General features: G+C 67.4%; 17 protein-coding genes. 7 read left to right on the top strand and 10 right to left on the bottom strand.

What is annotated here, in order from left to right:
• Positions 1–3: 3 nt before the first annotated feature.
• A complete protein-coding gene (locus WT26_RS32185) occupies positions 4–1,431 on the top strand; it encodes an MFS transporter (RefSeq protein ID WP_069274835.1) in 1,428 nt (475 codons plus the stop codon).
• Positions 1,432–1,444: 13 nt separating this feature from the next.
• Here WT26_RS32185 and WT26_RS32190 read toward each other — a convergent pair whose 3' ends face one another.
• Positions 1,445–2,980, bottom strand: a complete 1,536-nt coding sequence (locus tag WT26_RS32190; RefSeq protein WP_069274836.1) for a methyl-accepting chemotaxis protein — start codon at positions 2,978–2,980, stop codon at positions 1,445–1,447.
• A 253-nt stretch (positions 2,981–3,233) separates the two neighbouring features.
• On the opposite strand from WT26_RS32190, the gene WT26_RS32195 reads away from it, so the two are divergent.
• Positions 3,234–3,668, top strand: a complete 435-nt coding sequence (locus tag WT26_RS32195; RefSeq protein WP_069275219.1) for a YciI family protein — start codon at positions 3,234–3,236, stop codon at positions 3,666–3,668.
• Between the two features lie 52 nt (positions 3,669–3,720).
• Here WT26_RS32195 and WT26_RS32200 read toward each other — a convergent pair whose 3' ends face one another.
• Positions 3,721–4,416, bottom strand: coding sequence for a hypothetical protein (locus WT26_RS32200; protein WP_059946444.1), 696 nt, complete (start codon positions 4,414–4,416; stop codon positions 3,721–3,723).
• Positions 4,417–4,600: 184 nt separating this feature from the next.
• On the opposite strand from WT26_RS32200, the gene WT26_RS39215 reads away from it, so the two are divergent.
• Entirely contained in the window at positions 4,601–4,666 is a 66-nt protein-coding gene (locus WT26_RS39215; RefSeq protein ID WP_415868249.1) for a (2Fe-2S)-binding protein, read from the top strand.
• Between the two features lie 117 nt (positions 4,667–4,783).
• Here the strand turns inward: WT26_RS39215 and WT26_RS32205 are convergent, their stop codons facing one another.
• Complete coding sequence (locus WT26_RS32205; protein WP_042588505.1) at positions 4,784–5,062, bottom strand: hypothetical protein; 279 nt, start codon at positions 5,060–5,062, stop codon at positions 4,784–4,786.
• A gap of 833 nt (positions 5,063–5,895) precedes the next feature.
• Here WT26_RS32205 and WT26_RS32210 point away from each other — a divergent pair.
• The 3 genes from WT26_RS32210 to WT26_RS32220 all read left to right on the top strand — a co-directional run bounded on the left by WT26_RS32210 (position 5,896) and on the right by WT26_RS32220 (position 8,442).
• Complete coding sequence (locus tag WT26_RS32210) at positions 5,896–6,690, top strand: DinB family protein (RefSeq protein ID WP_069274837.1); 795 nt, start codon at positions 5,896–5,898, stop codon at positions 6,688–6,690.
• Positions 6,687–7,415 carry an alpha/beta fold hydrolase gene (locus tag WT26_RS32215; RefSeq protein ID WP_069274838.1) on the top strand — a complete coding sequence of 243 codons (729 nt, stop codon included), beginning with the start codon at positions 6,687–6,689 and terminating at the stop codon, positions 7,413–7,415. The genes WT26_RS32210 and WT26_RS32215 overlap by 4 nt, the downstream gene beginning before the upstream one ends.
• Positions 7,416–7,539: 124 nt before the next feature.
• Positions 7,540–8,442: an alpha/beta hydrolase gene (locus WT26_RS32220; protein WP_069274839.1), complete on the top strand. Its 903-nt coding sequence runs from the start codon at positions 7,540–7,542 to the stop codon at positions 8,440–8,442.
• Between the two features lie 139 nt (positions 8,443–8,581).
• Here WT26_RS32220 and WT26_RS32225 read toward each other — a convergent pair whose 3' ends face one another.
• Both WT26_RS32225 and WT26_RS32230 read right to left on the bottom strand, forming a co-directional pair.
• The gene (locus WT26_RS32225) at positions 8,582–8,812 is read right to left on the bottom strand and encodes a hypothetical protein (protein WP_042588508.1); all 231 of its coding nucleotides are present in this window, start codon (positions 8,810–8,812) and stop codon (positions 8,582–8,584) included.
• Between the two features lie 265 nt (positions 8,813–9,077).
• The gene (locus WT26_RS32230; RefSeq protein WP_069274840.1) at positions 9,078–9,977 is read right to left on the bottom strand and encodes a hypothetical protein; all 900 of its coding nucleotides are present in this window, start codon (positions 9,975–9,977) and stop codon (positions 9,078–9,080) included.
• Positions 9,978–10,056: 79 nt separating this feature from the next.
• Between WT26_RS32230 and WT26_RS32235 the strand changes: the two genes are divergently transcribed.
• Positions 10,057–10,395, top strand: coding sequence for a helix-turn-helix domain-containing protein (locus WT26_RS32235; protein ID WP_069274841.1), 339 nt, complete (start codon positions 10,057–10,059; stop codon positions 10,393–10,395).
• Positions 10,396–10,569: 174 nt separating this feature from the next.
• Here the strand turns inward: WT26_RS32235 and pqqE are convergent, their stop codons facing one another.
• From pqqE to pqqA, 5 genes are all read right to left on the bottom strand, one after another.
• Positions 10,570–11,706, bottom strand: a complete 1,137-nt coding sequence (gene pqqE / locus WT26_RS32240; protein WP_069274842.1) for a pyrroloquinoline quinone biosynthesis protein PqqE — start codon at positions 11,704–11,706, stop codon at positions 10,570–10,572.
• A gap of 1 nt (position 11,707) precedes the next feature.
• Positions 11,708–11,989 carry a pyrroloquinoline quinone biosynthesis peptide chaperone PqqD gene (gene pqqD / locus WT26_RS32245; RefSeq protein WP_059730784.1) on the bottom strand — a complete coding sequence of 94 codons (282 nt, stop codon included), beginning with the start codon at positions 11,987–11,989 and terminating at the stop codon, positions 11,708–11,710.
• The gene (gene pqqC / locus WT26_RS32250) at positions 11,986–12,705 is read right to left on the bottom strand and encodes a pyrroloquinoline-quinone synthase PqqC (RefSeq protein ID WP_059730786.1); all 720 of its coding nucleotides are present in this window, start codon (positions 12,703–12,705) and stop codon (positions 11,986–11,988) included. The genes pqqD and pqqC overlap by 4 nt, the downstream gene beginning before the upstream one ends.
• A 2-nt stretch (positions 12,706–12,707) precedes the next feature.
• Positions 12,708–13,631 (bottom strand): pyrroloquinoline quinone biosynthesis protein PqqB, encoded by a 924-nt coding sequence (gene pqqB, locus WT26_RS32255; protein WP_069274843.1) that lies wholly within the window; start codon positions 13,629–13,631, stop codon positions 12,708–12,710.
• Positions 13,632–13,692: 61 nt separating this feature from the next.
• Positions 13,693–13,767: a pyrroloquinoline quinone precursor peptide PqqA gene (gene pqqA / locus WT26_RS32260; RefSeq protein ID WP_006485436.1), complete on the bottom strand. Its 75-nt coding sequence runs from the start codon at positions 13,765–13,767 to the stop codon at positions 13,693–13,695.
• Positions 13,768–13,952 lie beyond the last annotated feature (185 nt).

Raw genomic sequence — 13,952 nt, forward strand, 5'->3', positions numbered from 1 at the left:
GCCATGCCCGCCGCCACCGCTCCCGCCTCCGCCGCCGCCCGGCTCGAACGCCTGCCGTTCTCCGGCTATCACAAGCGGATCTTCTTCATCATCGCGATCGCGTTCTTCTTCGATTCGGTCGACCTCGGCACGATGACGTTCGTGCTCGGCTCGATCCGCAAGGAGTTCGGGCTGTCGTCCGCGGCCGCCGGCCTCGTCGCGAGCGCGAGCTTCTTCGGGATGGTGCTCGGCGCGGCCGTCGCCGGCCTGCTCGCCGACCGCTTCGGCCGCCGCCCCGTGTTCCAGTGGAGCATGGTGCTGTGGGGCGCGGCCTCCTATCTGTGCTCGACCGCGCAGAGCGTCGACGCGCTGATCGTCTACCGCGTGCTGCTCGGGATCGGGATGGGGATGGAATTCCCGGTCGCGCAAACATTGCTGTCCGAATTCGTGCCGACCGAGAAGCGCGGCCGCCTGATCGCGCTGATGGACGGCTTCTGGCCGCTCGGCTTCATCACGGCCGGCATCGTCGCGTATTTCGTGCTGCCGCAGTTCGGCTGGCGCACGGTGTTCGCGCTGCTTGCGATTCCCGCGGTGTTCGTGCTCGTCGTGCGCCGGATCGTGCCCGAATCGCCGCGCTGGCTCGAGCATGCGGGCCGGCACGCGGAAGCCGACACGGTGATGCACACGATCGAGGCGAAGGTGATGCGCTCGGCCGGCGTCACGACGCTGCCGCCGCCATCGCGGCTCGCGGAACCCGTCGCGGCACGCGGCCACGGTGCGCTGCGCGAGATCTGGAGCGGCGTGTACCGCCGCCGCACGGTGATGGTGTGGCTGCTGTGGTTCTTCGCGCTGCTCGGCTTCTACGGCCTCACGTCGTGGCTCGGCGCGCTGCTGCAGCAGGCCGGCTTCGAGGTCACGAAATCGGTGTTCTACACGGTGCTGATCTCGCTCGGCGGCGTGCCGGGCTTCCTGTGCGCCGCGTGGCTCGTCGAACGCTGGGGGCGCAAGCCGACCTGCATCGCGTCGCTGATCGGCGGTGGCGCGATGGCGTACGCATACGGCCAGAGCGCGCTGTACGGCGGCAGTACGACGCTGCTGATCGTCACCGGCCTCGCGATGCAGTTCTTCCTGTTCGGGATGTGGGCCGCGCTGTACACGTACACGCCCGAACTGTACGGCACCGGTGCGCGTGCGACCGGCTCGGGCTTCGCGTCGGCGATCGGGCGCGTCGGCTCGCTGATCGGGCCATATGTGGTCGGCGTCGTGCTGCCGGTGTTCGGCCAGGGCGGCGTGTTCACGCTCGGCGCACTGTCGTTCGTCGCGGCGGCCATTGCCGTGTGGACGCTCGGGATCGAGACGAAGGGCCTCGCGCTGGAACAGCTCGCGGCGGGCGACGAAGCGGGCGGCGGCGGCCGGTATGCGGCAGCGGCCGCGGCGGACAAGGTGTCGTGACCTGACCCGTACGTCACCCGACGCTGAACACCGACACCGCCGCCCGCAGGCGTGTTGCCTGCTCGTCGAGCGACGACGCCGCGGCAGCGGCCTGCTCGACGAGCGCGGCGTTCTGCTGGGTGACTTCGTCCATTTGCGCGACCGCCAGGCTCACCTGCTCGATGCCGGTGCTCTGCTCGTCGGACGCCGCCGTGATCTCGCCCATGATGCCGGCGACGTGGCGGATCGACTGGACGATGGCCGTCATCCGTTCACCCGCGACGCCGACCAGCCGGCTGCCGCTGCCGGCCTGCTCGACCGACGCGTCGATCAATCCCTTGATGTCCTTCGCGGCCGCGGCGCTGCGTTGCGCGAGCGAGCGGACTTCCGACGCGACGACAGCGAACCCGCGCCCGTCCTCGCCGGCCCGCGCGGCTTCCACCGCGGCGTTGAGCGCGAGAATGTTGGTCTGGAACGCGATGCTTTCGATCACCGACGTGATGTCGGCGATCTGCTCCGACTGCTGCGCGATCTGCTGCATCGTCGACACCACTTCCTCGACCGCCGCGCCGCCGCGCTCGGTCGCATCGTTGGCCGTCGCGACGAGCCCGTTGGCCTGGCGCGCGTTGTCGGCGTTCTGTTTGACCGTGGACGTGATCTGCTCCATGCTCGCGGCCGTTTCCTGCAGCGACGCGGCCTGCTGCTCCGTGCGCTGCGACAGATCGAGATTGCCCTGCGCGATTTCGCCGGCCCCGATCGCGATCGAGTGCGTCGCGGACTGGATTTCGGCGATCATCCCGACGAGCCCCGCCTTCATGTCACCGAGCGCGACGAGCAGGCTGCCGGGCGCCGCCTTCGCGACGTCGAGCGGCACGTTCAGGTTGCCGGTCGCGATCGCGCGCGCGATCTGCGTCGCATGCGCGGGCTCGCCGCCGAGCGTGCGCTTGATGCTGCGCAGGATCGCCCACGCGATCGCGCCGAGGCTTGCCGCGATGCCGAGCGCGATCGCGCCGAGCACGACGGCGAGCTTCGAGAATGCGGCGTCGATGTCGTCGTAGAAAAATCCCGTGCCGATCCACCAGTTCCAGTCGGGAATCGCGACCACGCCCTGCAGCTTCGGCTCCAGGTCCGCGTCGGGGCTGCGCTTGATCAGCACGTCGACGAGCGCAAAATGCGACTGCGCCATGCCCGCGCGGTACGCCTCGCTGTCGGTCAGGCCGCTGGTCGTGCGGTTGCCTTTCGCGCGCGTGCCGATGAATTTCGCGTTCGGATGCACGAGGTTGACGCCGTCGGCCGTCGTGACCCAGTAATAGCTGCGGGTATTCGCGTTGAGCGCCGCCAGCGCGGCCTTGGCCTGCTGCTGCGCCTGCTCCTGCGTGAGCGTGCCGCTCGTCTGCATCGCGCGATACGAGTCGACCAGATGCTCGGCCTTCGTCAGGAGAATGACGATTTCCTCGCGCCGGCCGTCGATCAGCGCGTCGCGCAGCGTGTGCAGCGACAACGCGGCGAGCAGGACGACGCCGAGCAGCGCCGCGGCGACGAGCATCAGCAGTTTGGTGGACAACTTCATGCGAACGCCCCGATTCGTTAACTAACCGGTACAGATAACGACATCCGGCCGCGAGACTTAAGCGGCGTCGCCTCGGCGTAAACCCGCAGTCCGGAGCGCGGCGGAGCGCCGGACGATCCGTCGGCGATGCATGCGCGTGACGGCCGCGTGTCGATTTCTGGCATCCTGATTCGTCGTAGTGTCGGAGGCGCTCATCGACACGCAATGGCTGTCGGCAGGAGAGCGATCTTTCCCCACTCAAGGAGAAATGAACATGCGCGTCATGGTGATCGTGAAGGCGACGAAAGAATCCGAGGCCGGCGAGATGCCGGGCACCGAACTGCTGGCCGCGATGGGCCGGTTCAACGAAGAACTGGTGAAGGCGGGTGTGATGCTCGCCGGCGAAGGGCTGCACCCGAGTTCGCGCGGCAAGCGCGTGCGCTTCTCGGGACCGGGCCGGAGCGTGATCGACGGGCCGTTCGCCGAGACCAAGGAGCTCATCGCCGGTTTCTGGATGTGGCAGGTGAAGTCGATGGACGAAGCGGTCGAATGGGTGAAGCGCTGCCCGAACCCGATGAAGGGCGACTCGGAGATCGAGATTCGGCCGGTGTTCGAAGCGGAAGACTTCGGCGCGGAATTCACGCCGGAGCTGCAGGAGCAGGAAGCGCGGCTGCGGGCCGAGATCGAGGCCGCGCAGAAGAAGCACTGACGGCGGCGGCGGATGGGGGCGGATGGCGGCGGCATGCCCGCCGCGGCCGCGCTCAGCTTCCGATCGCCTTCCCGCCGCCTTCGGCCTGCAGCCCGCGCGGCAGCGGCGACCGGGGCAACAGCTCGAACGTCACGTTGACCGTGCCGCCCTCGCTGGAGATCCGCATCGCGCCGGCGCCGCGCGTTCTCGTCAGGCAGCCGAGAGCGGTCGGCGACGCGCTGGATACGCCGAGCTGGCAGGACCAGGCGAGGGTCGCTTCGCGCCGGCCCGCGTCGCTGAATGCGATCAGCCCGCTCCATCCGCTCGGGCCGTTGCTGACGGCGGGGACGAACTCGGCGTGGCGAATGCCCAGCGGCTGCCATCCGCAACGGCCAGGGTCGTAGCGATCGACGTAGAAACGAACCTCGAACCGGTCCTTGCCGGCCGGCAAGCGGATATTGTCCGTGACGACCTGCGGGAGGTCCGGCGCGCCGAACAGGCGGCCGACCCATGTTTGCGACCGGCACTGCGGATGGGTGGACGCGAAATCGATGCCGAGCCACAGCTCGACCTTCGGGTCCTTGCGGCCCTGGATGACGAGGACGTGGTGCGGTTCGTCCGTTTCGGTCGGGCGGTCCGATAGCTGGTTGTGGGGAGCCTCGATGTGGGCTTCGAAGTGCAGGCGGCTGTCGTCGGCCGATGCACGGCCGGGGATGGCGGCGAGCCAGCCGATCGCTAGAACGAGCACGAAATAAGCGCGCGGTGACATGGCTCCCCCACGATTGGCGGTGCATTCCCCGGGCGGCGGTGCGCGTTGTTCCGGGTTGCTCGGGGCGGGTTTGTCAGTCCGCGCGCAGGGCGATCCGGTCTGTGATGCCGATCAGGCATTGTGGGCGGTGGGGAGCGGCGGGGTAAAGCTGGGATGAACCCCTGACGGGGACCGACCGCTTGAAGTGCTTGCGCCATGCCTCTGGTACACGGTCCCCAAAGCGGGGTATTGCGTAGGGTGCGCGCGCTGACGGGTGTCAGCACGCGCGAGTAGATGTGTCGAGACGCGGAACGAGCCGTTGCAGACGTTCGCCCCGACCTCGCGTCGCAGGCAGTTCCCGAGCTGAAGCAGTCTCGAGCGTCTGCAATCAGGTGCTGGCGGCAAGACGCGGGCCCGTGTTGCGGGGCGCAGACTCGGCCTCGGTCCAATGCAACGGTCGTGTGCTGACCCAAGGATCGATGCCGAGCTTCTGCACTTCTTCGAGAAACGCCACGCGCGTGCGCCAGTAATCCGCTTGCAATATCGCATCGGTGACACGCTGCTCCGCAGTGAACAACTCCATGCGCGCAGTCACCAGCATCGACGCAGCGGTTTTTTCCGGCGTGGGTGCGTGGCGCATCGACCAACGATTGATCCAGTTCATCATGTTGACCTCCCCCGAGATAATGGACGAACCCGCATCAGGCAACTGCAAGCGGCCGCGCGCCCGCCCGAACGCGCGCGGCCGCCACTACATTTCTCCAGCCCGATTCCACGCGCCTCCGACACCCCCGCATCGCAGGCGATCGCCCCGGCGTGCGTGCGCCCGGCAATGCGCCACGACGCATGCTGGCGCAAGCGTGAGCGACAAACGCGGTATCTGAAGCGTCACGTGGCGCGCGCTACCGGAACAGGCTTTCTGGTATTCGGCTATCGCCCGGAGGCTTCGCGACGTTCGGCGAATGCGCGGACCGTGTTGACGCACCTGACGCCGACGAGGGCTGGCCGCGCCGACGACGTCATGCAATGCGCAACAGGAACATTGATGCGAGACAGCAGCCGCATGACGGCCGATAGGTATTTGGACATGATTTCCCCGACCCCGCTTGATGGTTGTTTGTCGCCCGCATCGAGCCAGCTGGCCGTGCGGATTCTGGTGTGCACGGGAAATGGAGCAAGTTGCGGACCAGTTCTGGAGATGCCAATGGATCCGGGGCGGCCATCGCCAACGATATGGCGGTGAAACATTCCGGAGGCCGCCTTGTTTCAACCGTGTAACGTCGGGTCTCCGGGTTGGGGGCGGAATGCCAGGCCAGATAAGGATCGGCCGGAAAAGCGGAAAGCGCATCGGCGGCACGCCTTCGATCCGACGATATGAATGGCTGGCGAGCCACCAGAAATGTTTCAACTACGCAACGTGCGCGCAGGCGTGCTTCGGATTGACGCAGCGCCTCAAAGTAACGTATCGTTTTGATACGTTACTTTGAGGCGCTGCCCCACATGCATTCCCGTTTCGACCGCTTCCGCACCACCGCGCTCGGCGCGCAGCTCGAAGCACTGATCGCTCAACCCGAGCGCTACGTCGAATTCGCGGCGCTGTCACGCGTGGGCGTCGCCGCGATCGGCGCAATCCAGCACGAGATCGCGCTGAAATTCCCCGAAATCGAAACCGACACGACGGCCCGCCAGTTCTGCGGCGCGATGGTCGCGGACGTCATGCGCCGCCACGGCCACCACGTCGTGCAGGCGCGCGGGCGGCTCGGCGGCACGCTGTTCAGTTACGGCGCGGTATTCAGCCCGCACCCGCAACTGCTGCCTTTTTCCGACATCGTCAGCGAACTCGCGCGCATGCCCGACACATTCGCCGCACTCATCGCAGGCGTACCCACAGCGTTGAGAGCCCAACGCCCCGACGGCACGGGCTTCTCGCTCGTCGAGCATGCGTGCCACCTGCGCGATCTCGATGCGGTGTTCGCCGAGCGCATCGACGCCGTGCGCACGCTCGACCTGCCGGTGATCGCGTCCGTCGACGGCACCGCACTCGCCGAACAGCGCGACTACGTGCATCAGGATCTCGACGAAGCACTTGATGCGTTCCGCACCATGCGGCAACGGCTGTGCGCAACACTCACGACGCTCGCGCCTGAAGAACTGACACGCTGCGGGCTGCGCGACGGCATCCACCGCATGTCGCTCGACGAACTCGTGCGCGAGCTGCTCGATCACGACCGAACGCACGTACTCGAACTCGACGAACTGCTCGCCGAACTGAACCCGTCCCCGCGCCCCGCATGAACCTCCACACCCCCGTCGTCTTCATTCACGGTTTCATCGGCACGCTCGACGTGCGCGGATGGAACGGCCCGCATCTCGCGCCCGACCTGCTCGGCTACGGCGCACATCGTGCAGCATCGCCGGACACCATCACGCTCGCCGCACAGGTCGAACACCTGCGGCAAACGATCGACTCGCACTTCGGCGACGCACCGGTCGACATCGTCGGCCACTCGGTCGGTGGCGCGATCGCGATGCTGTTCGCGCAGGCGCACCCCGAACGCGTACGGCGGATCGTCAACGTCGAAGGCAACTTCACGCTCGACGATGCGTTCTGGTCGGCGTCGGTCGGCCGCATGACGCCCGGCGAAGCCGAGGCGATGCTCGACACATTGCGCGCCGATCCGCTCGCGTGGCTGCGCGGCGCCATCGCCGATCCCGCGCCGGAGCTGGCAGCCACGGCCACGCGCTGGCTCGCGCATCAGCCTGCATCGACGCTGCGCGCGATGGGCCGCTCCGTCGTCGCGACGACAGGCGAACCCGGCTACCTGAACTCACTGGCGCAGGTGTTCGAACGCCATCCGGTCTACCTGATCGCGGGCGAACGTTCGCGCGACGGCTGGCACGTGCCGGCCTGGGCGCTGGCGCGCAGCGCCGGCATCGAGATCATCGGCGGCGGCGAGCACCTGACGACGACGGAACAGCACGACGCCTTCCGCGCATCGATCGAGCGCTGCCTGACATAAAGCGACTGCCCCGCCAACCTGACAAACCCGTAGGCGCCACCGAAATTTGAATGAAAGGCCCCGTTGCTACAGTCATTCCACATAGGGTTTCCGGGCATGCCCGACCATTTGGCGGACACGACGAATGCGACGATCGACGAACCTGGCGCGCGCCCTCCAGCTGTTTCTGCTGCTTGCCATCGCAAGCCCCGCCTGGGCGTTCCAGACGCGCGTGATCACGATTCCCAGCGCGACGATGCGTCAATCGTTCGCGGCGACCGTCGTGCTGCCCAACGCTTACACGCACAGTACCCGCGCCGACCGCTTCCCCGCCGTCTACGTATTGCACGGCTCGGGCGGCGACCATACCGACTGGACGTCGAACACGCACATCGCCGCGCTCGCCGACCGCTATCACGTGATCCTCGTGATGCCCGACGGTGGGCACGAAAGCTGGTACATCGACAGCCCGTTCGATTCGGGCAGCCGCTACGAAACCTTCATCGGCGATGAAGTCGTGTCCTACGTCGACCTGCATTTCCGTACGATCGCGACGCAGCACGCGCGCGCGATCACCGGGCTCAGCATGGGCGGCTTCGGCGCACTGCGCATCGCACTCGACCGGCCCGACACGTTCGGCGCGGTCGGCAGCATCAGCGGCGCGGTCGATCCGCGCTGCTGCGCGGACGAGCCGGGCATCGATCACGTGTTCGGCGATCCCGAACGCCATTCGTCATTCTGGAACCGCAACGTGATCGTCGAGAGCGCCCGCGCATTCGCGCACCTGCACATGGACCTGACGATCGACTGCGGGTCCGACGACTCCCTCGTCGGCTCGAACCGCACGCTCCACGAACGACTGCTCGCGCTCGGCGTGCCGCACGACTACACGGAGCGGCCCGGCGGTCATACGTGGGATTACTGGGCGAATGCGATCCGCTACCAGATGCGGTTCTTCGCGACCTCGTTCCAGCGCAGCGGCTACGCATTCCACCGGCACACCGACGTCGCAGGCCGCGCGACCGCCACCACGTCGCGCGACGGCTGACGCCCCCTGCGCATCGCGCGCAAGCGAAGCGATTTGGCGCGCGGCCATCAGCGCCGCATACGGATGTAGATGAACGCGTCGATCATTGCGATCGACGCCATGCAAGCGGGAAATCGGGAAATCGGGAAATCGGGGGAAGCTAGTTGCGCTCGCGCGCGTCGGCGCTCACGACCCGGTCGAAGAATTCCTGTGCGCGCGCGAGCTCGTCGAGCGCGCGATCCAGCCGGGACATCGCCATCGCATATTCGACCGACGACACGTCGTCGTCGGCTTCGCCGCGCACGGCGCGAAAGGCCTGATCGACGTTGCGCGTCGCTTCGACGAAGCGTTGCGCGGCCCGGGCTTCCCGCGAACAGATGTGGGTCGACATCGACACTTCTCCCTCAGGTTGCAGTGTGAAGCACGCCGACACCCAGTGTGCGTGGTGCGCATGTCGGCGGCATGAACAAAGCCAACTGCCGGTCAACGCATCGGCCGCCGCGCAGCGCGCTTCGAGCCGATTGTCCCTCTGCACTCGCCGCTCCGCTATGGCGAGATTGCAACAAATTCTTGCGTGAAGCGCAACGCCCGCCCCACGTGCATCAATCGCGCAGCCCTTCCTGAAACGCTCCCGCCCTGTTCAACCGCCGCGCGCGTTACGCACGGCCGACGCGCGGATGCGTCAGCCCGCCGAACGCCGCCGCTTCGCCCGGCGACAGGTCGAACAGATCGCGCGTGACGCCGCGCGCATCCTCGGCTGCCGGACGGCTGCGCAGGCGCGTTGCATGCGCCGGCGCAACATACGCGGCCGCCGTTTCGATCGGCGGCACGTCGAACAGATCGCGCGTGACGCCGCGCACGGCGTCCGTCGGCGAGCGGCCGCGCAAGCGCGCGACGAGTTCGACGAAGCGATCGAAATCACCGGCGCGCGTCGCCTTGTTCACTTCCGCGAGATCGCGCGCCTTCAGCACGCACGGCTGGGCGAGCCGCACGAAATACGGCGCCTCGAGCTCGACCGACAGCGCGAGCGGATAGCTCTTGCCGCCCTGCTCCGCGGGCCGGCCGACAGAGTCGACGACCACCGCGCCCTGTGCGGCACCGAGCGCCTTGCCGGTGCTCACGCTGCGCAGGTGATCGGGATACACGCGCAATTGCGTGCCGACCGTCAGCGCGGTGGAGGACGCGCAGACGAGCGCGTAGTGATGCTCGCGCGGACGGCCGGACGGCAGCTTCGCGCGGCTCGCGATGAAGGTATGCGGCGGCAACGGCCGCACCTGCCCGCTCGCGTCGACCCATGCATTCCACAGCAGCGCGTCCTTGCGCTCGCCCGCACGCGGACGCGACGCGACCGGCGAGAACAGCGCGAGCAGCGAGCCCGTGCGATGCGCAGCAATTTGCGCGCTGTTGCCGAGCGGCTGGTTGATGCCCCACAGAAAACGCCCGCCCCCGAGCCGGCGCTCCCATTCCTTGCGGAGCACGACGGTCGGCAGTTCCTCGCCGGACTCGGTACCGATCTTGGTCCAGCAGAACGTGGGGGGGAGGTGTTTCAGTGTCATCAACTTTCTCAGGGCGCAGCCGCTTGCCAGTTTCAGCAAGTCATTCAACAGCCGTAACTGTATAGGTATAATGCATCGCATGGAAGCCCCGGACCAAGATTTTCCCGTTCAAGACCTGTTGCGCCGCCTGCTGGCAGATACACGCTCGTCCAGCGAAATCGCGCGACTCTCCGGGGTCAGCCAGCCGACCGTATCGCGCCTGAGGCTGTCGAACGGGCATCGGCTGCGCCGCAGCGCGCCATTCAATAAGCTATGCAGTTTCTACGGCGTCGACGTGCATCCGTCGCGGCGCCGCTATAACGAATTGCTGCGCGACGCGATCGTCGACGCGTGGGACGGATCGGACGAGCACGGCCGCGCGCTGCTGGTCGTGATCCAGGGGTTGAAGGGATTGCAGGCAAAGGCGGACGACGGATGACGGCGCGTGGCAGGCGCGCAGCAACATCACGCGGGCGGTGACGATCGAGTGTCGTCACCGCCCGCGTCGCATGGCGGCGAGGTCAATGCGTGTTTCGCTGCTGACGCGCGCGGCGGCGGCGTCAATGGCGGGTCAGGCTGATCGCGGTTTGCGCTGACGGCCCGGCGCGTTCGCTCAATCGCACGCGGCCGCGCAGCGCGCCAGCGAATTTTCCTTGCTGCGAAACACCAGCGGTCGTTCGTCGCGGCGCGCGGGTTGCCGCGCAAGCCGCACCGCCTGCTCCACCTGCCCGTGATGCGCGGACTTCGCGCACACCGGATCGGGCTGCGCCGGGTCGCCGGCCAGCTGGTACGCCTGGCATCGGCAGCCGCCGTGATCGACATGCCGCTCGTCGCACGTGCGGCACGGCTCGCGCATCCAGTCCTCGCCGCGATACGCGTTGAATGCGTCGCTGTCGTACCAGATTTCCTTCAGCGACCGGTCGCGCACGTTCGGCAGCGCGAGCCCCGGCAGCGACCGCGCGGCATGACACGGCAGCGCGGTACCGTCCGGCGCGACGCCGAGAAACACCGAACCCCAGCCGTTCATGCAGGCCTTCGGGCGCTGCTCGAAATAGTCGGGCACGACGAACAGGATCCGGCAGCGTTCGCCGATCAGCTTGCGATAGCGGTTGACCGTTTCCTCGGCCTCGCGCACCTGCTCGACGGTCGGCATCAGCTGGTCGCGGTTCACCATCGCCCAGCCGTAGTACTGCGTGTTCGCGAGCTCGAGGTAATCGGCGCCAAGGTCGAGCGCCATCTCGATGATCTGTCCGACGTGCGGCAGGTTGTAACGATGCAGCACGCAGTTGAGCACCATCGGGTAGCCGTGCGCCTTGATCAGCCGTGCGACGCCGCGCTTCAGCTCGAACGTGCGCGTGCTCGTCAGAAAATCGTTCAGCTCGCGCGTCGAGTCCTGCAGCGACAGCTGGATATGGTCGAGCCCGGCCGCCTTGAGCCGCTCGATGCGTGTCACGTTCAGCCCGACGCCCGACGTGATCAGGTTCGTATAGAAGCCGAGCCCGCGCGCATGCGCGACGAGCGTCTCGAGATCGTCGCGCTGCAGCGGCTCGCCGCCCGAGAAACCGATCTGCGCGGCACCGAGCGCGCGCGCATCGCCGATGACCGTGCGCCACGCATCGGTGTCGAGTTCCGCGCCGTGCGTCGCGAAGTCGACCGGGTTGTAGCAGAACGCGCAGTGCAGCGGGCATCGGTACGTCAGTTCCGCGAGCAGCCACAACGGTGCGGACGGACGGGGAGTGTCGGGGGCCATGTCAGTCGAGCCAGCCGCGCAGTCGCGCATGATCGAGGAAACGGTACACGTCGGTCGCGAGGTCCGACTGGCTGAACAGGCGCTCGAGTTCGCCGATGATGTCGTCCAGCTCACGCGTACCGTCGCAGCGCGCGAGGATCTCGCCGGCGCTCGGGTTGAGTTTGACCATCCCTTCCGGATAGAGGAGCACGTACGCATCCTGGGCCGCCTCCCATTGCAGGCGGTACATGCCCCTGAGGCAGGGGCGCAGCGGCACGCCGCTGACAGCTTCGATCGCGTTCATTGCGGGTAGGCCTTTTCGACGGCGTCGAGCATCGACCACAGGATGTCGAGCTTGAATTGCAGGATGCCGAGCGCACGCTGCTGCGCGTCCGGTGTCGTGAAATGCGCGAGCGTAACCGCGAGCCCATGCTCGACGTCGCGCTGTGCAAGCGGCACGCGGCTGCGGAAGTAATGCAGCCCGCCCGGCTCGATCCACGGGTAATGCGACGGCCAGCCCGCGAGCCGGTCGAGATGGATCTGCGGCGCGAACATCTCGGTCAGCGACGAGCATACGGCTTCCTGCCATGGCGCGCGCCGCGCGAAATTCACGTACGCGTCCACCGCGAAACGCACGCCGGGCAGCACGTGCTCGAGCGACCACAATTCGGTACGCGAGAGACCGCACGCCTCGCCGAGCCGCACCCACGCCTCGATGCCGCCTTCGTTGTCCCCCTGCCCGTCGTGGTCGATCAGCCGCTGGATCCAGCGGCGCCGCGTGTCGCGGTCGGGGCAGTTCGACAGGATCGCCGCATCCTTGAGCGGGATGTTGATCTGGTAGTAGAAGCGGTTCGCGACCCAGCCGCGGATCTGCGCGGGCGAACAGGCTCCGCTGTTGAGCCGGCGGTTGAACGGGTGATGGATGTGATAGCGCGATTCGAGCGCGCGCAGGCGCGCCTCGAATTCGGCTGCGCTCCAGGGCGTCGGATGCAATGCCGTAGCGGGAATCGGTGCGTTCATGGTCAGACCTGGAATTGCATGCCGTCATGCGCGACGTCGATGCCATGCGCGCGCAGGTGCGCGTGCTCGACGGAATGCGGATCGAGAATCGGGTTCGTGTTGTTGATGTGCGTGAGCACCTTGCGCGTGCGCGCGGGCAGCGTATCGAGCCAGTCGATCATGCCGGGCCGCCCGGGTTCCGCGCACTGCGCGAGGTGCCCCATGTCGGCCGCGTGCTTGCCCGACAGGCCGAGGTCGATCATCTCGGTGCCGCGCCAGAACGTGCCGTCCACCAGCACGAGATCGGCGCCGACCATCGCCGCGCGCACGTCGTCGGTGACGGCCGCGAGCCCCGGCGCATAGAACGCGCGCCGGCCGCTCGCGACATCTTCGATCGACAGCGCGATGTTGTCGCCGGGCGCGGCCGACGCACGCCGCGGCGAATAAGGCGGTGCCTTGCTGTCGACGGGAATCGCGGTGAAGCGGATGCCGCTCGCCGCCGGCACCGTGAACGGCTCGCCGAGCGCGATCGTGTACGCGTCGACGCCGCAGTAATGGCCGAGCAGCGGCACGAGCGGCAAGCCGGTCGACAGGTCGTCGAGCACCGGCGCGCTCGCGTAGAGCGGCAGCGGCGCCGAGCGCTCGCGCAGCATCAGCAGGCCCGTCACGTGATCGATCTGCGCATCGCACAGCACGACGGCGGCGATGCCGCTGTCGCGCATCGCGCGCGCCGGCTGCAGTTCCGGATCCGCGCGCAACTGGGAAAGGATGTCGGGCGACGCGTTGACGAGGATCCAGTCGATGCCGTCGTCGCTGACCGCGATCGACGACTGCGTGCGAGGCAGCACGTGGCCGCTTCCGCTGCGCGCGCGGCGACAGTTCGCGCAATTGCAGTTCCATTGCGGCAGGCCGCCGCCGGCTCCCGAGCCGAGTATCTTGATCTTCATGGTCGTCAGCTCCCGACGCCGCCCGCGCCGATCACGGCAAGACGGGCGGCACGCTCAGCGATCAGCGGTTGGCGATGTACATCGTGATTTCGAAGCCGAAACGCAGGTCGGTGTATGACGGGGTGGTCCACTGCATGATGTGTCTCCTGATCGAGTTGATGAGTTGCGTCGGTGAGAACAACCGCGGCAATCGAGCGGTCGGTTCCTCTTCAGCAAGGAGCGTGCCGAGGCCGCGCTTCGACGGCCGGACAGCGATACGCGGCCCTCGCCCGGGCATCGGGACGGAATCCTTACGATTTGCCTACGAGATTGGCGCGAATG

It is taken from the genome of Burkholderia cepacia, from assembly GCF_001718835.1.
GTDB lineage: Bacteria > Pseudomonadota > Gammaproteobacteria > Burkholderiales > Burkholderiaceae > Burkholderia > Burkholderia cepacia_F.